Annotated in this window: 21 protein-coding genes; 12 read left to right on the top strand and 9 right to left on the bottom strand. The window is 67.8% G+C overall.

All coding sequences use genetic code 11. The annotated features are described in order from the left end of the window. Positions 1-123 precede the first annotated feature (123 nt). Together SNAS_RS09830 and SNAS_RS09825 are read left to right on the top strand one after the other, a co-directional pair. Entirely contained in the window at positions 124-1,245 is a 1,122-nt protein-coding gene (locus tag SNAS_RS09830; protein ID WP_013017258.1) for a family 2 encapsulin nanocompartment cargo protein terpene cyclase, read from the top strand. A gap of 13 nt (positions 1,246-1,258) precedes the next feature. Next, positions 1,259-2,101 (top strand): geranyl diphosphate 2-C-methyltransferase, encoded by an 843-nt coding sequence (locus tag SNAS_RS09825; protein WP_013017257.1) that lies wholly within the window; start codon positions 1,259-1,261, stop codon positions 2,099-2,101. On the opposite strand, the gene SNAS_RS09820 is transcribed toward SNAS_RS09825, so the two are convergent. Continuing rightward, positions 2,079-2,843: an RluA family pseudouridine synthase gene (locus SNAS_RS09820; protein ID WP_013017256.1), complete on the bottom strand. Its 765-nt coding sequence runs from the start codon at positions 2,841-2,843 to the stop codon at positions 2,079-2,081. The two genes, SNAS_RS09825 and SNAS_RS09820, sit on opposite strands and share 23 nt — an antisense overlap. A gap of 88 nt (positions 2,844-2,931) precedes the next feature. Between SNAS_RS09820 and SNAS_RS09815 the strand changes: the two genes are divergently transcribed. The 5 genes from SNAS_RS09815 to SNAS_RS09795 all read left to right on the top strand — a co-directional run bounded on the left by SNAS_RS09815 (position 2,932) and on the right by SNAS_RS09795 (position 6,543). After that, positions 2,932-3,837, top strand: a complete 906-nt coding sequence (locus SNAS_RS09815; RefSeq protein WP_013017255.1) for a LysR family transcriptional regulator — start codon at positions 2,932-2,934, stop codon at positions 3,835-3,837. A gap of 75 nt (positions 3,838-3,912) precedes the next feature. Continuing rightward, entirely contained in the window at positions 3,913-4,458 is a 546-nt protein-coding gene (locus SNAS_RS09810; RefSeq protein WP_013017254.1) for a cysteine dioxygenase family protein, read from the top strand. A 38-nt stretch (positions 4,459-4,496) separates the two neighbouring features. Further along, positions 4,497-5,150: an MOSC domain-containing protein gene (locus SNAS_RS09805; protein WP_041624717.1), complete on the top strand. Its 654-nt coding sequence runs from the start codon at positions 4,497-4,499 to the stop codon at positions 5,148-5,150. A gap of 14 nt (positions 5,151-5,164) precedes the next feature. Next, on the top strand, positions 5,165-5,713 hold the full coding sequence (locus SNAS_RS09800) for a GNAT family N-acetyltransferase (RefSeq protein WP_013017252.1): 549 nt from the start codon (positions 5,165-5,167) through the stop codon (positions 5,711-5,713). Next, positions 5,710-6,543 (top strand): hypothetical protein, encoded by an 834-nt coding sequence (locus tag SNAS_RS09795; RefSeq protein ID WP_013017251.1) that lies wholly within the window; start codon positions 5,710-5,712, stop codon positions 6,541-6,543. Before SNAS_RS09800 ends, SNAS_RS09795 begins: the two co-directional genes overlap by 4 nt. Here the strand turns inward: SNAS_RS09795 and SNAS_RS09790 are convergent. Together SNAS_RS09790 and SNAS_RS09785 are read right to left on the bottom strand one after the other, a co-directional pair. Continuing rightward, positions 6,540-7,637 (bottom strand): hypothetical protein, encoded by a 1,098-nt coding sequence (locus SNAS_RS09790; RefSeq protein ID WP_013017250.1) that lies wholly within the window; start codon positions 7,635-7,637, stop codon positions 6,540-6,542. The two genes, SNAS_RS09795 and SNAS_RS09790, sit on opposite strands and share 4 nt — an antisense overlap. A gap of 5 nt (positions 7,638-7,642) precedes the next feature. Continuing rightward, the gene (locus SNAS_RS09785) at positions 7,643-8,002 is read right to left on the bottom strand and encodes a RidA family protein (protein WP_013017249.1); all 360 of its coding nucleotides are present in this window, start codon (positions 8,000-8,002) and stop codon (positions 7,643-7,645) included. A 131-nt stretch (positions 8,003-8,133) separates the two neighbouring features. On the opposite strand from SNAS_RS09785, the gene SNAS_RS09780 reads away from it, so the two are divergent. After that, a complete protein-coding gene (locus SNAS_RS09780) occupies positions 8,134-9,120 on the top strand; it encodes a zinc-binding dehydrogenase (RefSeq protein ID WP_013017248.1) in 987 nt (328 codons plus the stop codon). A gap of 55 nt (positions 9,121-9,175) precedes the next feature. Here the strand turns inward: SNAS_RS09780 and SNAS_RS09775 are convergent, their stop codons facing one another. Together SNAS_RS09775 and SNAS_RS33905 are read right to left on the bottom strand one after the other, a co-directional pair. Continuing rightward, positions 9,176-10,219, bottom strand: coding sequence for a S66 family peptidase (locus SNAS_RS09775; protein WP_013017247.1), 1,044 nt, complete (start codon positions 10,217-10,219; stop codon positions 9,176-9,178). A 124-nt stretch (positions 10,220-10,343) separates the two neighbouring features. Then, the gene (locus SNAS_RS33905; protein WP_013017246.1) at positions 10,344-11,540 is read right to left on the bottom strand and encodes an RNA-guided endonuclease InsQ/TnpB family protein; all 1,197 of its coding nucleotides are present in this window, start codon (positions 11,538-11,540) and stop codon (positions 10,344-10,346) included. A 137-nt stretch (positions 11,541-11,677) separates the two neighbouring features. On the opposite strand from SNAS_RS33905, the gene SNAS_RS09770 reads away from it, so the two are divergent. From SNAS_RS09770 to SNAS_RS09760, 3 genes are read left to right on the top strand one after another with little or no spacing between them, the layout of a single operon-like run. Further along, entirely contained in the window at positions 11,678-13,282 is a 1,605-nt protein-coding gene (locus SNAS_RS09770; RefSeq protein WP_013017245.1) for a phytoene desaturase family protein, read from the top strand. Between the two features lie 30 nt (positions 13,283-13,312). Then, positions 13,313-14,239 carry a DUF6891 domain-containing protein gene (locus tag SNAS_RS09765; protein WP_013017244.1) on the top strand — a complete coding sequence of 309 codons (927 nt, stop codon included), beginning with the start codon at positions 13,313-13,315 and terminating at the stop codon, positions 14,237-14,239. After that, positions 14,236-14,847, top strand: coding sequence for a DUF6891 domain-containing protein (locus SNAS_RS09760; protein WP_013017243.1), 612 nt, complete (start codon positions 14,236-14,238; stop codon positions 14,845-14,847). The genes SNAS_RS09765 and SNAS_RS09760 overlap by 4 nt, the downstream gene beginning before the upstream one ends. Positions 14,848-14,850: 3 nt before the next feature. On the opposite strand, the gene SNAS_RS09755 is transcribed toward SNAS_RS09760, so the two are convergent. Continuing rightward, positions 14,851-15,450, bottom strand: a complete 600-nt coding sequence (locus tag SNAS_RS09755; RefSeq protein ID WP_013017242.1) for a TetR/AcrR family transcriptional regulator — start codon at positions 15,448-15,450, stop codon at positions 14,851-14,853. 171 nt (positions 15,451-15,621) lie between these two features. Here SNAS_RS09755 and SNAS_RS35705 point away from each other — a divergent pair, with 171 nt between their 5' ends. Further along, positions 15,622-15,795 carry a DUF6243 family protein gene (locus SNAS_RS35705; protein WP_013017241.1) on the top strand — a complete coding sequence of 58 codons (174 nt, stop codon included), beginning with the start codon at positions 15,622-15,624 and terminating at the stop codon, positions 15,793-15,795. A gap of 58 nt (positions 15,796-15,853) precedes the next feature. On the opposite strand, the gene SNAS_RS32615 is transcribed toward SNAS_RS35705, so the two are convergent. From SNAS_RS32615 to SNAS_RS09740, 3 genes are all read right to left on the bottom strand, one after another. Then, positions 15,854-18,880, bottom strand: a complete 3,027-nt coding sequence (locus tag SNAS_RS32615) for an AfsR/SARP family transcriptional regulator (RefSeq protein ID WP_013017240.1) — start codon at positions 18,878-18,880, stop codon at positions 15,854-15,856. 105 nt (positions 18,881-18,985) lie between these two features. Beyond that, on the bottom strand, positions 18,986-20,176 hold the full coding sequence (locus tag SNAS_RS09745) for a hypothetical protein (protein ID WP_013017239.1): 1,191 nt from the start codon (positions 20,174-20,176) through the stop codon (positions 18,986-18,988). Next, on the bottom strand, positions 20,173-20,730 hold the full coding sequence (locus tag SNAS_RS09740) for a hypothetical protein (protein ID WP_013017238.1): 558 nt from the start codon (positions 20,728-20,730) through the stop codon (positions 20,173-20,175). Before SNAS_RS09740 ends, SNAS_RS09745 begins: the two co-directional genes overlap by 4 nt. Between the last annotated feature and the right edge of the window lie 78 nt (positions 20,731-20,808).

Genomic DNA, 20,808 nt, shown 5'->3' with positions numbered 1-20,808 from the left:
CGGTGGTAAAACTCCGGCCCGAATTTGACAACTCCTCCCCCGCGACCACGCGAATCGGACCCCTTCGGACTGATAGGTCTTGATCCGTTGGGATGCAGCGCATTCGTCCGGGAGGAGAACACCATGACTACGCAGGCGCGGGTCCTGCCCACGGGGCCGGTCGGTCTGGGCACCGACCTGGCCCGGCTGTTCAGCGTGCCGCCGCCGAAGGCGGCGGGGAGCGCGGGCAAGGCGTCGCCGACCCCGAAGGGATCGGTCACGGTCCCGGAACTGTACTGTCCCGACGCGGTCCGCGACGACGCGGCGCTCGGCGCCGAGGTGGACCGGCGGCTGGCCGTGTGGGGTCGCGAGGAGATCGGGCTGCCGGACGAACACGTCGACAAGCTCGGCAAGTGCGGGTACGGGCGGCTGATCATGCTCACGCACCCCGACTGCGACGACCCCGACCGGCTGCTGGCCGCCGCGAAGTGCGCGGTGGCGGAGTGGTCGGTCGACGACCTGTACCTCGACGGCGACTCCGCCGAGCCGGAACCCGAACGGCTGGGCCCACGGCTGGCGTTGGCGTACGCGGCGATGGCCCCGGCGCGGGTTCCGCCGCCGCCGTACCGGGAACCGGTCAAGGAACGGATCCGCGAGGACCTGTGTCTGCGGATGATCCATTCCGCGTGGAAGAACCTGGCCCGCTACGCCAGCCACACCCAGGTGTTCCGGCTGCGCCACGAGCTGGCCGTCATGTTCGTCGCCTACAACCAGGAAGCCGAGTGGCACATCACCGAGCGGGTGCCGCCGACCTGGGAGTTCCTGCTGCACCGGTGGGAGAACGCGTTCTGCCCCTGCATGGTGCTCACCGACGTCGTCGGTGGCTACGAGGTGCCGGTCTTCGAGTACGCCGATCCCCGGGTGCGACGGGTGTTCACCACCGCCGGGGTCGCCAGCGTGCTGGTCAACGACCTGTACTCGCTGGAGAAGGAGAAGGAGATCAACGGCTTCGACTACAGCCTTCCGGGAGTGCTGGTCGCGCAGGACGGCTGCACGCTTCAGGAGGCGGTGGACCGCACCGCCGAACTGCACGACGAACTGGTCCGGTTCGTGGAGTCGGAGTCGGCGCTGTTGAGCGCGAACCACACGCCGATGCTGGCCCGATTCCTCACTGGAGTGTGGAACTGGATGGGCGGCGGCAAGGAATGGCACGCCACCTCCCGCCGGTACCACAAGCAAGAGTCCGACAACTCAGACGCCGCGTGAAAGGTTGAAACCCATGAGTGTCCCGACAGCGTTGAGTCCATACCAGAACTCGGTCGCCGACTACTGGAACGCCGAGAAGAACCCGGTCAACCTCCGGCTGGGCGAGGTGGACAACGTCTTCCATCACCACTACGGCATCGGCGAAGCCGACATGTCGGTTCTGGACGGTCCCGCCGAGACCCGGGAGGAGCGCGTCATCCGGGAGTTGCACCGTTTGGAGGGCGCGCAGGCGGAGCTGCTGCTCAGTCACCTGGGGCCCGTGAGGCCGACGGACCGGTTGCTGGACTCCGGTTCGGGGCGCGGCGGTTCCAGTTTCCTCGCCAACGAACGGTTCGGCTGCCGGGTCGACGGGGTCTCCATCTCCGAGTCCCAGGTGGACTTCGCCAACCGGCAGGCCGACGAGCGCGGCGTGGACGACCGGGTGCGGTTCCACCTGAAGAACATGCTGGACACCGGTTTCGAGTCGTCGGCGTTCGCGGCGATCTGGAACAACGAGTCCACCATGTACGTCGACCTGAGCCTGCTGTTCGCGGAGTACGCGCGGATGCTGCGTCGCGGCGGCCGGTACGTGTGCGTCACCGGCTGCTACAACGACGTCTACGGCCTGCCGTCACGCGCGGTCAGCCAGATCAACGCCCACTACATCTGCGACATCCACCCGCGCAGCACCTATTTCCGGGAGCTGGCGGCCAACCGGCTGGTGCCGGTGGCGGTGCGGGACCTCACCGCCGCGACCATCCCCTACTGGGAGCTGCGGGCCAAGTCCGCGGTGGCGACGGGGATCGAGCAGACCTTCCTGGACGCGTACCGCAGCGGCAGTTTCCAGTACCTGCTCATCGCCGCTGATCGGGTGTGACTCCCGGCAGGACGGTCGCGGCGTCGACGCCGGGCAGCGGTTCCCAGAAGTCCGGTCCGGGGGCGGCCTCCAGCGTGGTGCGCTCGCCGCCGAGCCACGGGGCTTCGACGGCCAGCCGCCAGGAGTGCAGCAGCATCCGGGTGGCGGGGTTCTTGTCGTACAGGGAGTCGCCGGTGATGGCAAATCCGGTCCACGCCAAGTGAACCCGGATCTGGTGGCGGCGCCCGGAGATGGGGCGCACCGCGAGCAGCGACAGGCCGTCGCCCGTCCACAGTGTGTCGTACTCGGTGACGGAGGGGTAGGTCTTGACGTGGGTGAACACGTCGGTCTCGGGGACGGTCCAGTCGGTGCCGGTGTTGGTGATGGCCTCGCGCGGTGCCGCGACCCGGACCCGGTTCTTGCGGCCGACGCTCAGTGGCAGGTCGATGCGGGCGGCGGCGGGGACCTCGGCGGAGTTGACGACCGCCAGGTAGGTCTTGTCGACGGTGCGCTTGTTGAACTGGCGGGTCAGTACGCCGTGGCATTTCAGGTCGCGGGCGAACAGGACCAGGCCCGAGGTGGCCTTGTCGATGCGGTGGACCGGGTGCAACTTGTCCCCCGCCTCGGCCGCCAGCCGGGCCACGTCGGTGTCGTGGCGTTCTCCCATCACCGAGATGCCGGTGGGTTTGTTCAACGCCAGTACCTGGTCGTTGTCCACAAGCGCGTATTTGTCGACGATGCTCTTCCAGTCTTCCCCGGTCACCGGGGAAGTCTATGCTGGCTGGTCGGCCGAACCCAAGCTGACTCAACGAATTAGCCCCGGTCGATAGATTCCGCTTATAGTTCACAGTGTGTTCGACCCGCGACAGTTGAGGACCTTTCGAGAGGTGGTTCGCACCGGCTCGTACTCGGCCGCCGCGCGTCGACTGGGCTATACCCAGCCCGCCATCACACAGCAGATGCGGGCGCTGGAACGGGAAGCCGGAACGGTTCTGTTCACAAGGGTGGGTCGCCGGATGCGGCTGACCGAGGCCGGGCAGGCGCTGTCCAAACACGCCGAGGTGATCCTGGAGAACCTCGCCGACGCCCACGGGCAGATGGACGCCTACAGCCGTCTGCGAGCCGGGACGGTGCGGTTGTGCGCGTTCCCCAGTGCCAGCGCGACCCTGGTGCCCGACGCGCTGGCCCGGATCACGGCCAGCCATCCGGGCGTCCACGTCGAGTTGCATGAGGACGAACCACCCGAGTCGCTGCACCGCCTGGTGCACGGCGAATGCGACGTGACGCTGGCGTTCACCTATCCGGGGCTGCGGGAGGCGGTGCCCGAGGAGGTGGTCGAGATCCCGCTGCTGGAGGACCAGCTCACGGTGGTGCTGCCGGTGGGGCACCGGCTGGCGCGGCGGCAGACGGTGAAGCTGGCGGAACTGTCGCAGGAACGGTGGATCGCGGGCTGCCTGCGGTGCCGGGCGAACCTGCTGCACGAGTGCGCCGAGCAGGGGTTCGCGCCGCGGATCGCGTTCACCACCGACGACAACCTGGTGGTGCAGAGCCTGGTGGCCCGGGGGCTGGGCATCGCGATGATGCCGGGGCTGGTGTTCAACTTCCTGCGGCACCGCCGCATCGCGGTGCGGGCGCTGGAACCGGCGTCGCGGCGGCAGGTGTTCGCCTACCTGCTGCGCGAGCATCGGGACATCCCGGCGACGTCGCTCCTCGTCGACGAGCTCAAGGTCGCGGCGGCCAACCGGACCGGCTGCTGACTATAAGCGAAGCTTGGGTGGGCGCCAAGAAACCGTTGTCGACAACGTGGACGGTCGCGAGCCAGGATATCGGGTATGTCGACCACCACAGCGTTTCGCGCACCCGAGGTCACCGCGCGGCTGGCACACCTCGTCGGCCGCGTCCGGGAGGCGGTCTCGCGGGGACTGCCGCCGCAGCAGACCGCCGAGCTGGTCGCCGATCGGCTGGCGCCGCACATGGGGGCGCCGGGGCTGCTCACCGACGAGCAGTGCGTCGGCGACCCGTCCTGTTACCGGCAGCACCTGCTGCACGCCGAACACGACGGCAGCTTCTCGCTCCTGGCGCTGGTGTGGCTGCCGGGGCACCAGACCCCCGTACACGACCACGTCTCCTGGTGTGTCACCGGCGTCCACCGTGGACAGGAGAGTGAACGACGATACCGGCTGGTTCCCGGCTCCCCCGCCAGGCTCGTCGCCACGGCGGACGTCGTCAACCCCCAGGGGACCGTGTGCGGGTTCGCCCCGCCCGGCGACATCCACAAGGTGCGGAACGCCACCGCCCACAAGGCGATCTCGCTGCACGTCTACGGCGCCGACATCTCGCGGATCGGCTCCAGCGTGCGGCGCACCTACCAGATTTAGTTAGCGGACGGCGCGATCGCCGGTTAGCCTCGGCATCTGTGAGGCTGATTTCGGTGAACGTGGGCAAGGTGCGCGACAATCCGTGGAAGTCGGGTGCCGATCGCACCGGTATCGACAAGCGGCCGGTCGAGGGACCCGTCGCGGTCGCGGCCCCGGGGCCCAAGGGCACCGGGGCGGTGGGCCTGGCGGGCGATCGGGTCTATGACGTCAAGCACCACGGCGGTGACATCCAGGCCGTGTACGCCTACTCCCAGGAGGATTACGGGTACTGGGAGACCGAGCTGGGACGCACGCTGCGGCCGGGCATGTTCGGGGAGAACCTCACCACCGAGGGACTGGTGGTCAGCGACGCCGTGGTCGGGGAACGCTGGCGGATCGGCGCCGACGTCGTATTGCAGGTCACCGTCCCGCGAGTCCCGTGTGGAACGTTTCGGGGCTGGATGGACGAGAAGGGCTGGCTGAAGACCTTCACCGCCGCCGCCCGTACCGGCGCCTATCTGTCGGTTGTGGAGCCGGGCGAGATCCGGGCCGGGGACGACATCACCGTCGAGTCGCGCCCCGAGCACGGCGTCACCGTGTCGACGGTGTTTCGGGCACTGATGACCGACAGGTCGCTGCTGCCTGAGATCCTTACCGCGCCAGAGCTTCCCGACGAGACCCGGCGGCAGGCGAACCGGCGGCTCTCACAGTGAATCGGAGGATGTCCATGCTCTCCCACCCCCTCGGCGACGGTTTCGAACTGCGCAGCCTGGAACCCTGGCACCATCGCGAGTTCGCCGACTTCCTCGACCGGGCCCGCGATTTCATCTCGCCGTGGCTGCCCTGGGCCAAGATCGTCACCGGTGAGGAGGCGGCCAAGAAGTGGCTGTACGACCGGGCCTTCAAACGCGTCGAGGACGCCTTTCACATGTACGGCATCTGGCAGGGTGAACGGCTGGTCGGCGGCGTGGTGTTCCGGATCTTCGACACCGCCGACAAGGTGTGCGAGATCGGGGCGTGGCTGTCGCCGGAGGTGACCGGGCGCGGGCTGATGACCAAGTCCTGTGTCCACATGATCGACTGGGCGGTCCACGAGCGCGGCATGAACCGGGTCGAGTGGCGCTGCGAACCGGCCAATGTGGCCAGCCGGGCGGTGGCTCAGCGGCTGGGGATGCGGCTGGACGGGACGCTGCGGCAGGCGTACGTCAACACGGCGGGCGATTTCGTCGACGCCGAAGTGTGGTCCATTCTGGCCGATGAGTGGAAGCGGCGGTGACCGGACTCGGCGGGCTGTTGGAGCGGTATCGCACCGCCCGGCCCGCCGCTCGGGCCGGGGTCGCGGGCGTCGTCGCGATCCTGCTGCTGGCCGCCGGACTCGCCGTCGCGGCCCGCAACCACCCCCGGGCACCGGATTCGCAGGCCGAGGTCGACCGGGTCGGTGAGCGGCTCGATGCCGCCAACCCGTGGGAGGCGCGGGCCAAATCCCGCGACGACGGTACGGTGCGGGTGCGGGAGTGGGGTTTCGCGCGACTGTCCGAACCGGAGGTTCGCGGGAAGATCGGCTACGCGGTGAGTGTCGTCGTGGAGAACACCAGCCGCGTCGACGCGGTCGTCCCCCGGCTCGACTTCGACGTGCGCGACGAGGCCGGACGACCGGCCGAGCTCAACGACGTCAACGACGGCGTCACCGATCAGGTGATCCCGCCGGGAGTCCGGCTCGGTATCACCGGGACCATTCACCTGGACGAACCGGTCGCCGAGGAGGTCTCGGTGAGTCCGGGTGTCTCGGACTGGTACCCCGCCCGCGAGGACATCGGCGAGGTCGAGGCCGTCGACGTCCGGGTTCGCGAGGACGACGACTCGCTGCGGGTCGGCCTCGAATCGTCCTATGACATGACGCTGCTGGCGCCGACGTTTCAGGCGCTGTTCCGGGACGAGGCGGGGAATCTGGTCGGCGGCACCCGACTGTTCTCCTCGGACTTCAACGCGACGGTGCCACCGGGGTCCTCTCGACACGACTTCGCACTCGAGACCTGGCCCGAGGACGCCGATCCGGACGCCATCGAGGTGTACGTCCTGTATGACTGGACGGTGTTCGGCTTCTAGGGGCAGGTGTCGGGGGTTTCGTAGGGATACGTGAAGACCAGGGCCGCCTCGGTCGACAACCGGAACCCCAGCATCGCCCAGTCGAAGTCACACTCGACGCTCTTGGTCTCGCCGTCCACGGTGGCGGTCAGTGCGACGCCCACCGGCCGTCGCACCACGGGCTGGAAGTACCCCAGCCCCGAATCCGCGTAGAACAGCTCCAGGTCGTCGTCGAGCTTCCAGGTGACCGCGTCGCCGTCGATCGCGTGCTCGTCACCGTCCAGTTCGATCTTCGCGTCGGTGCCGAACGGGCAACCGTCCGGAAGCCGCTCGGTCCGGTTCTCACATTCCGACAGGATCTCGCCGACACGGTCCTCGGCCAGCTCGGCACCGGTGTCGGTCAGTTCCAGCCACGGCGTGTACGGCACGAAGGAACTGCTGTCGCCAGGCGGCAGCCAGGTTCGGGTGGCGTCGACGGCCCGCACCATTTCGTCGCCGTCGAAGAACGCGTAGGTGCCGGGGAACAGTCGCAACTGGATTCCGCTGGTCTCGGTCACGCCACTGGCGGGTTCGTGGTCACGCATCGTCACCGTGACCCCGTTGAGGCTCAGGCTGACCGCTTCCCGGTCGTCGCCGGAGCGCACCGGCGGCCGGGCCAGATACAGCGGCACGAAGGGGTTGGTGATCCGCCATTTCCCGGCCCGGGACAACTCCAGCCGGAACAGCCCGTCCCGGCGACCGTCCGGCCCGGCGATCGACGCGTCCACAATGGCTCGTTTGCTCGACTGCACGCGGGTCTCGACCGAGGTGATCCGCCAGTTGGCGCGCAACGCGTCGGCGCGCAGGAAGGAGTCGCGCGGGTCGCCCTGCTTCGGCTTCACCGTCGCCAGTTCCAGGGCCTCGGTGGTGTCGCCGTCGCGGAGGGCGCCGAGGTAGTCGGTCACGACGTCGTCGGGGTCGCCGCCGACGACCTCGACGAACGACACGACGGCGACGGCCAGCACCGCGAGCGCCACGGCGTAGGCGGTGATCCACCGCGACCGTGGCGATCCCGGCGACCGCTCGCCGCCGTCGGCGGCCTCGTCCGGCTCGTCGTCGAGCCGTATCTCGGTCATGGTCGTTAGGCGGCGTTCGCCTGCGCGATCGCGTCGATCTCGAGTTTGCAGTGCGGGTTGACGAGGTTGCTGACCTCCACCAGCGACGCGGCCGGGCGCGGCTGCGGCAGGACGGAGCGCAGGATCTCGCGTACCGCCTCCAGGTCGTCGATGTCGCGCAGGAAGTAGGTCAGTTTCACCACGGCGGTCCAGTCGAGGCCGTGTTCGTCCAGTTTGGTCTCGATGTTGTCCAGGACGAGTTTGGTCTGGGCGGCGATGTCGGGGGGTACGGTGCCGTCGACGTCAACGGGCAGTTGTCCGGAGATGAAGACGAGGGTCCCGGTGGCGGTGCGGGACGGGCTGAATACCGGAGAGGTGTCTGTCACGGTCGAATTCTGCCACTAGACGGAAATGTTGTTACCCGTTGAGTGGCGGAGCCCACTGACCATTGACTTCAACTTAACTTGATGTTCAAAACTGTGCGAGTACCCACCATCACAACTGACGGAGTCCTTCGATGAAAGCTGTTCGACTGTACGAGTTCGGTCCGGCGGAGAACCTCAGGTACGAGACCGTGCCCGATCCCGAGCCCGGCCCCGGCCAGGTCCGGATCCGGGTGGCGGCCGCGGGCGTGCACTTGATCGACACGGTGCTGCGCGCCGGAACCTACGACGGCGCGGTGATGAAGCCGCCGCAGCTGCCGACGATTCCCGGCCGCGAGGTCGCCGGGACCGTCGAGGCGCTTGGCGAGGGAGTTGACACGTCCTGGTTGGGAGCGCCGGTGGTGACACACCTGGGTATGGCTCCGGGCGGGTACGCCGAACTGGCGGTGCGCGACGTGGACGCGGTGCACCGGCTGGCGCCGGACACCGGTTTCGACAAGGCGGTGGCCATGATCGGCACCGGCCGCACGATGTTGGGCGTGATGGAGATGGCGAAGGTGACCGACGAGGACGTCGTTCTGGTCACCGGGGCCTCGGGTGGCATCGGGACGCTGATCGTGCAGTACGCGCGCAGTCTGGGCGCGACGGTCGTTGGTGCCGCCGGTGGACCGGACAAGACCGCGCGGGTGCGGGACAACGGCGCCGACGTCGCCGTCGACTACACCGAGGAGGACTGGACCGAGAAGGTTCGCGAAGCCTTGGGCGACAAGGAGATCACGGTGGCGTTGCTGGGTGGGCGCGGTGGTTCGGTCGCGCGGGACTCCTTCGGGCTGCTGGCCGACGGCGGCCGGGTCGTCACCTACGGCGGCGGGCTCGACGAGGCCGACCAGCCGTCCAAGGAGGAGCTGGCGAAGCGGTCCATCAGTGTCGACTCGCCGTTGGGTCCGTTCATGATGAAGCGGCCCGGCGGGATCCGAAGCCTGGAGGAAAAGTCACTGGCCGCGCTGGCCGAGGGTCGGCTCGACCCGGCCACCCAGACCTTCCCGCTGGAGCAGGCCGCGCAAGCCCATGCGGCGCTGGAGAACCACGACACCATCGGCAAGGTCGTGCTACTGCCCTGACGCGGAACCCTCGTGGCTCACGGCGACGTTCCCGACGCCGCCGTGAACCACGGTTTCAGTATCGGACGGTGATCTCGCGGGCCGGACCGTCCACGGTGATCTGTCCACCGTAGGGCAGGATCGACATCGGGTCAGTGTGTCCGCATTCGACGTTGAAGACGGTCATGACGCCGGGCGCGTAGGCGTCCATCGCCTTGATGACCGCTTCCCGCTGTGCGTCGACGTACTGGCGCCGCTGCTCGTCGTCGTGGGGTTTGTCGAAGGACCAGCCCTTGGCCCGGCCCATGAGCAGCGCGGAACAGCGCCCCAGGATGCCGCGTTCGCCGAGGTTGCGCAGGATCCGGAACACCTCCTCGTCGGGTGGCAGTTCCTCGGTGGTCTCGAAGAACAGCACCGAGCCGTCGAGGTAGTCCAGCGGCGGCATCGCCAGGTCGGCCATCGCCAGCCAGGCCACGATCTCCAGGCAACCGCCCCAGGTTCGTCCATTGACGACGGAATCGGCGTTGCGCCAGATCCAGCCCTCCGAGGGGAACATCTCCGGCTCGGAGTCGAAGGTCGCGGGGTCCTCCCAGGGCCGGTTGACGTCGGTGAAGTCCGGGGAGGGACGCAGCGTGAACTCCGCCGAGTCGAACAGCGAGGCGCGCAGCGACTCCTCCGTTATCGGGTGCAGCGCCCCCGCGCGTCCGAACTCGGTCATGACGGCGCCGCCGTAGTAGCTGACGATGCCCAGGCTGGACAGGTAGGCGTGCAGGTTGGTGTTGTCGCTGTAGCCGAAGAACGGCTTGGGGTTGGCGCGGATCACGTCGGCGTCCAGGTGTTTGAGCACCGTGATCTGGTCGTCGCCGCCGATGCTGGTGACGATCGCCTTGATGGACTCGTCGGCGAAGGCCGCGTGCAGATCAGCCGCGCGTTCGGCGGGGCTGGAACCCATCTTGCGGGTGGTCGGGTACTCCACCGGCACCAGCCCGAAGACGTCGCGAAGCCGCTCCAGCCCGAGCTCGAACGGCAGCGGCAGGATGCCCGGCAGACCGGAGGCGGGCGAGACGACGGCGACCCGGTCACCGGGTTCGGGCTTGGCGGGATAGACGGGAATCTGCATGGCCATGACCCTAGCGGCGCCGGGCCGCGAAGGCCGCCGAATTTCGGGCTACCACGCAGCGTCCAGTGTATCGGCATAATGCAGTATTGAATCCTCCTCTCCCGGGAGGGTGAGGATTTCTGGCTCACGCTGCCTGGCCAACCAACGGTTGGGCGGGTCTTATGCGATCAACACCAGCCGGGAGGAAACCAGCCCGGATAAGCATCACGCGCGCGGAGTTCTTATCCCTGGGGGATACTGCTCCGCACGCGATACATGTGTAGGTGCGCTGGGACAGTGGCAGTGCGTGCTTGGTTCTTGCTCCGCAATGACCGCAATCCATGGTGGTATGCGCGGGATGGACAAGGACTAGTCGGCGGCCGTGTTTGGCCACCATCACGACGAGTTCGCGTTTGGCGGCCCCGATCGCCGCATCAGCGGCTTTACGTGCCATCGTCGATCTCGCTAGAAACTTGGGTTTGAAGTCCTCAACCGCGATCCGATCGTGATCGCGCACGACGGTTTTCGCCCACTTGCGCGCCGTGTCCTGCCGCTGCCGGGCCACCTTCTTATGCGTCTTCGCCGCCAGCTGTTTGGCATGTCGGTATCTCTTTGACCCGGGCTGCCCCCGCTCCGGTTTGCGTCGAGCCATCATCCGCTGATAGCGAGCGAGTTTCGCCGCTGCTGTCTTGCCGTACTGCGCGTGGGAAAGGTCGTGGTCATCTGATGTGGTAGTCGCGATCTCGCGGACTCCCCAGTCGACACCGATATCCCGCCCAGTCGAGGGCAGGGCTTCGGTGGCCGTGGTGACAACGAAGGAGGCGTACCAGTGCCCGACACTGTCCCGGTACACGCGCACACTCGACGCTTCGCCGGGGAGTTCCCGCGACCACACCACGCCCACACCGATTCCACCAGCCAAATACAAGCGGCCGTCCTTAATGCGGAAACCATGCCGCGTGTAATTCAAGCTAGGCCGCGACACATATTTCTTCTTGTACCGAGGCTTCCCCGCCCGCTGCCACACCGGCACACGAGCCTTGATGTCTGCTAGCGCCTTGGCACGAGACTTTGCGAAATCCCGAATGACCTGCTGCTGCACGACGCTAGAACCCTCACGCAACCACGCCACTCTTGCACGGGCAGTAGTCAGCATTTTGGACAATCGAGCCGGACCACATTCCTCACCCTCGATGTGAGCTTTCTTCGACCGGGCCACCGATTCGTTCCACACCCACCGACAGCGCCCCCACTCACCCAACAACGCTGCCCGCGCGCTAGATGACACCCGCAGCCGATATGCATACCGGACACGCGAGGTTTGGGCTGCCAAAGTGGTCACGCACGCGAACCTACCGTTAGGGTACGACGACCCTCGGATACGAGCACACGCGCGCTTGACCGTCTGGGTCATGCCTGACACGATTACGGGATCTGCGCCCGTGAACACTTTGATCGCCCTCGTCAATAGGAGGCCACGTGGACGGCGACTTTGACGTGATCGTGGTCGGTGGCGGGCACAACGGCCTGGTCGCGGCGGCGTATCTGGCCAAGGCCGGGCTGAAGGTGTGCGTGTGCGAGGCCCGCGAGGTCGTCGGCGGGGCGGCCGTCAGCGAACACCCCTTCGGACCCCAGTACACCGTCACCAGCCTGTCCTACGTGGTCAGCCTGCTGCCGCAGGACCTCGTCACCGACCTCAACCTCAAGGAGCATGGCTACCACGTCTATCCACAGGGGCCGTACTTCGCGCCCCGCCGGGAGGGCGGCTACCTGAGCCTGCCCGAGGATCCGAAGGAGCGGCACGCCAAGATCGCCGAGTTCTCGGCCAGGGACGCCGACGCCTACGAGGAATGGGACGCCTGGCTGTCGCAACTGGGCGGACTGCTGGGGCCGCTGCTGGAACGCATCCCGCCCAAGCTGGGCTCGCGCCGTCCGATGGACCTGGTGCGGCAGGCCGGGCTGCTGAAGCAGTTGCGCGGCATCGACACCCGCGCGGCCGTCGACATCACCCGGATCATGACCGACAGCATCGCCGACCTCATCGAGGAACGCTTCGAGTCCGAGGCGCTGCGGGGCCTGCTGGCGGTGTCGGGCTGCATCGGCACCTGGGCGGGCCCGCGCTCGGCGGGCACCGCGTACGTGATGCTGCACCACCACATCGGCGACATCGGCGACGGCAACACCGGCGCCTGGGGCTTCCCGCGCGGCGGCATGGGCGGCGTGACGCAGGCGCTGGCGCGCTCGGCCCGGCAGTTCGGGGCCACGATCCGCACGGCATCCCGGGTCGCGCGCATCAACGTCGACAACGGACGCGCCATCGGCGTCACCCTGGACAACGGCGACGAGCTGCGCGCCGCCACCACCATCACCACCGCCCACCCGCGCGTCACCTTCACCGACCTCATCGACGCCGGGGAACTGCCGGACGACTTCCTGGCCGACATCAACCGCTGGAAGACCCGCAGCGGCACCGTGAAGATCAATCTCGCGGTCGACAAGCTGCCCACCTTCACCAGTCACCCCGAGTTCGACCCGTGGGTCCATGGTGGAACGATCGTGCTGGCCGAGTCGCTCGACGACATCGAGAACGCCTACCAGCAGGCGGTTTCCGGCAAACCCGCCGAGTTCCCGTTCGCCGACGTGTGCATTCCCAGCGTCTTCGACGACTCGCTGGCACCCGAGGGGCACCACGTGGTCTCGATGTTCACGCAGTGGGTGCCGCACACCTGGGCGTCCGAACCGGACGCCGAGGGCCTGAGCGACTATGCCAACCGGGCCGTGGCCCGGATGGAGGCCATCGCGCCGGGCTTCACCGACTCCATCATCGACTTCCAGGTGATCGGCCCGCACGAGATGGAGACCGAGTACGGACTGGTGGGCGGCAACATCTTCCACGGCGAGCTCACCCCCGGGCAGCTGTTCCACGCCCGTCCGGCGGCCGGTTTCGCCGACCTGCGCACCCCGCTGAAGGGCCTGTACCAGGCCGGATCCTCCACCCACGGCGGTGGCGGCGTCACCGGGATCCCGGGCCGCAACGTGGTTCGGCAGATCCTGGCGGACCGGCGGCGGCCGTGGCGCAGGTAGCCTCCCGGCTTCGGGTGCCATAATCCGGCCATGGTTTCCCCACCCCAGGCCTCCGGCGACAAGATGCCCATCCGGGTCCGTCCGCAATCGGGACCGGAGGTCCTGTGCCCCAGCGCCGCCGATCTGACCGCGATGATCCGCCGGATCGGCGGGGAGGGTGACCACTTCCTGGTCCTGGAACGGGTTCCGTACGCGCCCCGGGAGTTCATCCAGGTCTACCGGGACGAGGACAATCCCTTCAATGTGGAGTACCGGGACGGTGGCGCGCAGCAGTACGACACCGAGATCAGCGATCCCGAGGACGTCGCGCTGGTCTTCTCGGTGTGGGCCCGCCGGGAACCGGAGTGGAAGTCCGGAGTGGACTGGCGACCGAGCTATCTGCATCCGGACGTGGAGGTGACGCCGTTGAGCGAGGCGGCGGCCCGGTCGGCGACCGAACGGGCCCGGCGCTACCTCGACGAGGGGTTCCTGAGCTTCGAGGCGATGGCGCAGGAGATCTCGGACTGCGCCGAACGCGACGAGCCGGTCACCATCGAGCAGGCCGAGATCCTGTTGGAACCACTGTGGATCGAACGGGTGGAGCAGCAGCGCTCCTGGCCCGACGTCACCGATGTGGACCGGATCGCGGCGGCCTTCGCGCAGCTCGACGACTCCGGCGTCACCGCCAGGATGCACTTCAGCTGCTGCATGAACTGCGGCACCGGGGAGATCGCCGCCGAGCGGGCCGCGGGCGACCACGGCTACGTGTTCTTCCACTACCAGGACACCGAGAACGCCGTCGGCGGCGAGCTGTACCTGGCCTACGGTTCACACGCGGGTGACGACGTCGAGGGCGAGGCCGTCGGCCAGGAGGTCGTCAAGGCCCTGCAGGCGGCGGGGCTGAGCACCGAATGGGACGGATCGATCCGGCAACGCATCCGCGTCGTCGGCCTGGACTGGAAGAAGCGACTGCGATGAACTCCCCCGAAGCCGAAGACGTCCCACCGCTGGACGACAAGAAGACCGCGTACATACGGCAATACGCGCAGGAGATCATCGACGAGGGTTTCACGACCTTCGCCGAGTTGACGCAGGACGTCTGGGAAGGCGTCGAGGATGAGTTCCCGCACGCCGAGGAGTTGGACGAGGAACCGATCACCGAGGCACAGGTGACGGCGCTACTGAAGCCGATGTGGCGAGATCGACTGGCGGAGCAAGAGTCCTGGCCCGCGGTGACCGATGTGGACCGGCTGACGGCCGTGTTCGATCGCCTGGACGCGAGCGGCGTCACCGCTCGGATGAACTTCTCCTGCTGCATGACCTGCGGCCCCGGCGAGATCCGTGGCGAAGCCGCCGAAGGCGATCACGGCTACGTGTTCTTCCACTCGCAGGACACCGCGAGGGCCGTCGACGGAGACCTGTTGCTGGCTTACGGCACCTACTCCCGCGACCCGGAGCACGGCGCGGCGGTCGGGCGGGAGGTCGTCGCCGCCCTCACCGAAGCCGGGTTCACCACCGAATGGAACGGTTCGGTCAAACATCGCATCGCGGTGACCGGCTTGGACTGGAAGAAGCGGCTGCCGTAGCCGTCACGGCCTGACGGCCGCCAGCACGTAGTCGACGATCTGGTCGGCGTAGGCGTGCGTGATCGGCGCGGTCGAATGCAGCCAGCGGTGGTGGATCGGGCCGAACAGCAGCTCCACCACCACGTCCAGGTCGGCGTCGGCGCGCAGCTGCCCGGCCCGCTGGCCTGACCGCAGCCGCTCCTTGGTGGCGGTGATGGCGGGCAGCAGGAACGCCTCGCGGGCCTCGGCACCGAACTCGGGGTCGTGCTGGGCCTCGGCGATCATGACGCGGGCCGGGCCGTCGTAGCGGGGGTTGTTGCACTCGTCGGCGATGGCGCGCATGACGATCCTGAGGTCGGCGTCCAGGTCGCCGGTGTCGGGGAAGTCGACCTCGTCCTCCTGGGTCTCGGCGTTGAGCCGGAAGGCGTCCAGGACCACCGCGCTCTTGGTGGGCCACCACCGGTAGATGGTCTGTTTCCCGGCTCCGGCGCGGGCCGCGATCGCCTCGATGGTGAGTTTGGCGTAGCCGACCTCGGCCATCAGCTCCATGGCCGCGGTGAGGATGGCTTCGCGGGAGCGCTGGCTGCGCCGGGACGCGTCGGGTTTTCGGGTGGCCTCCGTCATAGGAAATATTCTAGACGAGACGTTTCGTCTCATGTATGTTAGTGTCCAAGTCAAGCGAGACGAACCGTCTCGTCTTGGAAGTTCGAAACCTTGGAGGACCGCAATGCTGATTCGCAACACGACCTGAGATCCCCACTCGCCCAGAACATTCACGACTTTCAGGAGAATCAGATGAGCAAGGGACGCGGAAACGACATGCTCGGCGTTGGCGGACAACGTCGCAAACTGTCGAAGAACGATCTGCGCGGCAAGGGTTTCGGCGGCGGCAAGCACGGCCACGACCCGATGGCCGCCAAGCGGGAGCTGATCCAGCGACTGCAGGCCAAGCGCGGGTCGAAGCGTTAGGACGACAGCGGACGGGCGTTCTCCATCGTGGAGGACGCCCGTCCGGCGTGTCTGAGGGTCAGGGCTGGGACAGGAAGCGGCGGATGGCTTCGGTGCGGGGTGTGTCGAAGCGGGAGTAGTAGGCGAGGGCTCGTTCGGCGTGCTGGACGGCGTTTTCGTTGTCCCCCTTGGCGGACGCGACCCGGGCCAGGCCCCAGTCGGCCTTGGCGCGCAGCACGGCCGAATCGCGGCTCTCGGCGAGGTCCGCCACCGCGCTGAGCTGTTCGAACGCGTCCTCGTCGTGACCGCGTGCCAGGCACACCTCTGCCATCGTCAGCAGGTTCTCCGCCCGCAGCTCGGGACGTTCGGTGTCGCCCAGCAATTCCATGGACGTGACGCAGGACTTCCACGCCTCGTCCCACAGTTCCCGCGCGATCAGGTCGCTGGCGATCTCGGAGTGCATCTGAACCTGTCCCACCGAGTGACCGTGGGTCTCGTACGCGGCCAACGCCCGTTCATGAAGCCGTTGGGCCTCGACGGGATCGCCCTCACCGCGTTTCACGTTTCCCCAGTGCGCGTCGAGACTCATCCGAGCGAACGCGTCATCGGAGCCGGTCAGCAGTTCCCCGGCCCGCTCCAACTGAAGCCGGGCTTCGGCGATTCGGCCGCTCTCGCACAGTGAACCGGCCATGTAGACGCAGATGAGCCGTTCGAGTTCGACGAGTCCATTGTCGGCGGCCAGCGCGAGCGCCTCGCCGCGCAACTCGACAGCCCGGTCATATTCGCCGGAGTGCCCATGCACGAGAGCGAGGTTGGACAGGCTGGAGACGATATAGCGGGCGTCGCCGAGCTCGCGCCGAACGGCCAACGCCTGTTCGTGGAGCCGTTCGGCCATGCCGACGTCCCCCCAAGCCTGATAAGCCCCTGCGAGCTTGTTGAGAAAGTAGCCCTCACACTCCCGATCGCCGATCCGGCGGGCACTGCCCAGACCCCATTCCCCGATACGGTCCAGGTCGTGGTCAGCATGATGGTGGCTGTAGTAGGCCGACATCGCCGCCGCCATCTCCGCGCAGTGACGGTCCATCCGGTGCTCGTTGGCGGATCGCAGCATCGCCTTCAGGTTGGGCAGTTCGGTGCCGAACCACGCGGACGCCTCGGCCCGCGTTCGCCACGGGGACTCGGGCGGGTCGACGGCTTCGATCAATCTTGGGTAATACCCCACATAGGAGTCGTACTGCGAAATAGCGTGACGCAGCATGACCGCGGCGGTGTCGTACAAGCGCGTCCGAGCGGCCTCGACTTCGGCGGCCGTCTCGGTCTCGGTCGCGATGGTCGCCGCGTAGTGGCGCATCAGGTCGTGGAACCGGTACCGTCCCGGCTCGGCGCTGCGCAACAGGTGCGCGTCGACCAGGTCCTCCAGCATCCGATCGGCCGCCTCCGGCGCGACGTCGGCCAAGGCCGCCGCGAAGGTGGCATCGAAGTCCTGCCCGGGAAACAGGCCCAGCAGCCGGAACATCCGGCGATGACCATCGTCCAGTTCGGCATAGGACATCGAGAACGCCGAAGCCACAGCGACGTCCTGTGCGGACAGTTCACTCAGGATCGTCTCGTCCCGCAACCGTCCCAGCATGAACCCGGCGGTCCAGTTGCGGCGGTTGCGCAGCCGGGCCGCGATCAGCCGGATCGCCAGTGGCAGCCGACCGGCGACCTCGACGATCGCGGCGGTGTCGGCGGAGTCCTCGGCGACCCGCTTCGGGTCGTCCACCGCGGCGACCAGCAGCCGCACCGCCTCCTCCGGTTCCAGGACGTCGAGCGACGCCGGTGCCGCCTCCAGAAGGTCGGGCAACCGGCGGCGGCTGGTGATGATCGTGAGGCAGTCGGTCCCGCCCGGCAGCAGCGGCCGGACCTGGGCGCTGGTGGCCGCGTTGTCGAGCAGGATCAGCACCCGACGGCCCGCCAGCCGGGTGCGCAGCTCCGCTGAGCGTTCGTCAAGGCCGGTCGGGATCTGGTCCGCCTCGGCGCCGAGGCCGCGCAACAGCCGCACCAGTGCCTCGGCGGGTTCGACCGCCGGGACGTCGCCGGAGTAGCCGTGCAGGTCGAGGAACAGCTGTCCGTCGGGGTATCGCTGGGCCAGTTCGGTGGCGAGACGTACCGCGGTCGCGGTCTTGCCGACGCCGGGCATGCCGTCCAGGATCAGGACCGAGGTGCGGTCCGCGTCGCGTTTGAGGGCCGCCAGTTCGGATTCGCGTCCGACGAAGGCGCGTGGTGGGGCGGGCAATTGCGCCGGAACAACGGTGTCTGCCGGGGCATCGTCTACTGTGGTTGTTTCTGACGTGGTTGTCTTGAACGCCATCGGTTCGGGGGCGGCGAGTCCGGCATCCTGGTTGAGGATCCGGCGGTGCAGCCTTCGCAGCGACTCGGAAGGGTCGACGCCGAGCCGGTCCCGCAGCAGCCGCGCGGTGCGATCGAAGACCGCCAGTGCCTCGGCCTGCCGACCGCACCGGTACAGGGCCAGCATCAGGTGCTCGGCCAGGCTCTCGCAGGTCGGGTACCGGACCATGGCGGCCAGCAGTTCGTCGACGACGGCGTGGTGGCGGCCCCAGCGCAGCTCCCAGCCGTAGCGTTCGGCCAGCAGCGACCGCGCCTCGCCGCCGAAGCTCTGCCGGAACCGCTCGGCCCAGTCGCCATCGACCCCGGCCAGCGCCTCGCCGCGCAACAGCGCGGTGGCCCGTTGCCAGGCGGTGAGCGCCTTCGCGTCCTCCCCCGTCTCGGCGGCCTCGCGGGCCCGCACGGCCAGCGCCCGTATGGTCAGTAGATCGACCTGGTCGGCGTCGAGGTCGAGGACGTAGCCGCCGCGAGCCCGGGAGATGGTGAGTCCGGCCGGTGACAGCGTCGCCCGCAGCCGGGTGATGTGCGGGTAGACCGCGCCGTCGGCCAGAGCGACGGCCGAGGCGCCCCAGACCCGGTGCACCAGTTCGTCGGCGGGCACCGGTTCGCCCGCCGCGACGGCCAGGACCGCCAGGACACCGGCGCGTTTGCCGGGCACCGTCCGCCACTGGCCCTCAGCGCCCGCGACCTCCACCCCACCGAGGAGCCGGACAAGCACGTCGCCGCTCCTTCCGCTCGGGTGCGTATGACGTGCACCACGCTACGCGGAAGGACCGTGGCGGCTCATCACCAGATCGCGCCACCTGAGCGGGGTTTGACGCGGTCAGCGCGGCGAGCCGGTCGAACCGTAAGGAGGGCACGCGTCGGGCGGGTAGGCGTCGCCGTCGCGCAGCACACTTCCCCGCGGCACGGTCGGGGGAGCCCACATTCCGGTGTCCTGCAGCGAGCGGACGAAGTTCAGGGAACCATCGGGTGCCGCCGACAGCTCGCTCAGCGCCTCCATGAAGTCGTGAAGGTAGGTCTGTCGCAGCATCGTGGTCAGGCTCTTCAACACCACTTCGGAGTTCGCCGCCTCGAACGGCTCCTTGCCCTCGTTCTCGATGCCCTTCCAGCTCTTTCCCACGATGGTTCGCTTGATGTCCGCCAGGACACCGATGACCACCTTCGGGTCGTCGACGGCCTCGACGATGAGACGAGCGCCTTTGTACACCTTCGTGATCGGCAGGAGCTCGACGATCAACATGAAAACCGACAGCTCCTCGTCCTCGGGTGGGCTGTCGGTGTCGTGCCACTCCTTGAGCTGGGCGACAAGCGTCTTGCGGACGTCCTTGACGGACATGACCAGCCCCTGCTGGGCGGAGGCGATGACGTCGGTCGCGGCCGCCAGTTCCAGTGCCGCCGTCGCGGCGAAGTACGCGTACATGCCGACGTAGGAGTTCAGCTTGTCGTGCAGGGTTCGGAATTCTTCGGCGGCGGTTCCGTGCCAGGTGTTGGTGAAGTTCTTCAGGTTCGCCCAGTCCCCGTCCAGTGAGTTCTCGCCGTCGGGCAGTGGAATCCGGTACGGCCCGGGGAGGTCGGCGTTGGAGTCGATGAGCAGTTCGAGGGGCTGCATCACCTTCTCCTTCAACGCGGTGAGGGCGGTTTCGAGTTCGGCGACGTCGGGGCTGGTGATCTGCTCGGTGATCGCGCGTGCCTGACCGGCGATTCCGGCCGCCCAGGTCTTCCCGTTGTGCCAGCACGCGTCGGCGTTGGCGTGGATCTTCTTCTCCAGCTCCCTCGGCACTTCACCGCCGTCGAGGGTGGGCAGGTGGTAGAGCGGCTGGTAGGTGAACTCCGGATTGGCGCAGGGCGTCGTGTAGTTCTTCTGGGTCACGGGCGGTCTGCCGGTGGCTTCGACCTTCTCCCGGACGGCCTCCATGTACTCGAAGACCAACTCGTTGCCCTTGAGGTAACCCAGGTACTTCTCGATCTCGTCGAGGATGCCGTCGTAAGCGGCTTTGTCGAAAGTGGTCATCGCCACTCTCCTTCGGGCAGTTCGACGTCGTCGATCCGTTCGTCCCGCTCCCGCTGGTTCTCCTCCGCCGTGGGCAAGTCTTCCGGAGCGGGCGTTGAGTCGATGTGCTTTTCGTGGGTCTTGCTCGGGCTCTCGTCGGATGGCACCGTCTCCACCGTCGCCCCGGGAGCGGAGTGGTCGTCGATCTCGCTGACCTCAACGGCCGGGGTCGGGACGGCGGACCGCAGCTCGGCGTCGACCGAGCGAACATCCCTGGCCGCTCGCTCATCGGTCGCCACGAAGTCGTCGGCCGCCGTCACCACGGCGCTGGCGCAGTTGTTCAGCGACACGGTCAGCCGCCCCAGCGCGTCATGCAGTTCCTCGCACAGTTCCAGGATGGAACGCATTCCCTTGGGGTCACCGGCGAGTGCGGTCTGGACGTCGATCGCCGGACACGCCAGCTGCAACGACTGCGCCGCACCGGACACCTTCGTCGCCACCCCGGGTATGAGCTCCTTGCCAGCCCGATACATCCTCTCGATCGGGGTGACGGTCTGCGCGGGTCCCTCATTCATGCGGGAAACGTATCCGCGCGCGGGCGGCGAAACCTTGCAATGACCTTGCACGAACGGCACCCGAGACCGTGGTCTCGG

This window comes from Stackebrandtia nassauensis DSM 44728 (assembly GCF_000024545.1).
Classification (GTDB): domain Bacteria; phylum Actinomycetota; class Actinomycetes; order Mycobacteriales; family Micromonosporaceae; genus Stackebrandtia; species Stackebrandtia nassauensis.
This window is presented reverse-complemented; position numbering and strand designations above follow the sequence as displayed.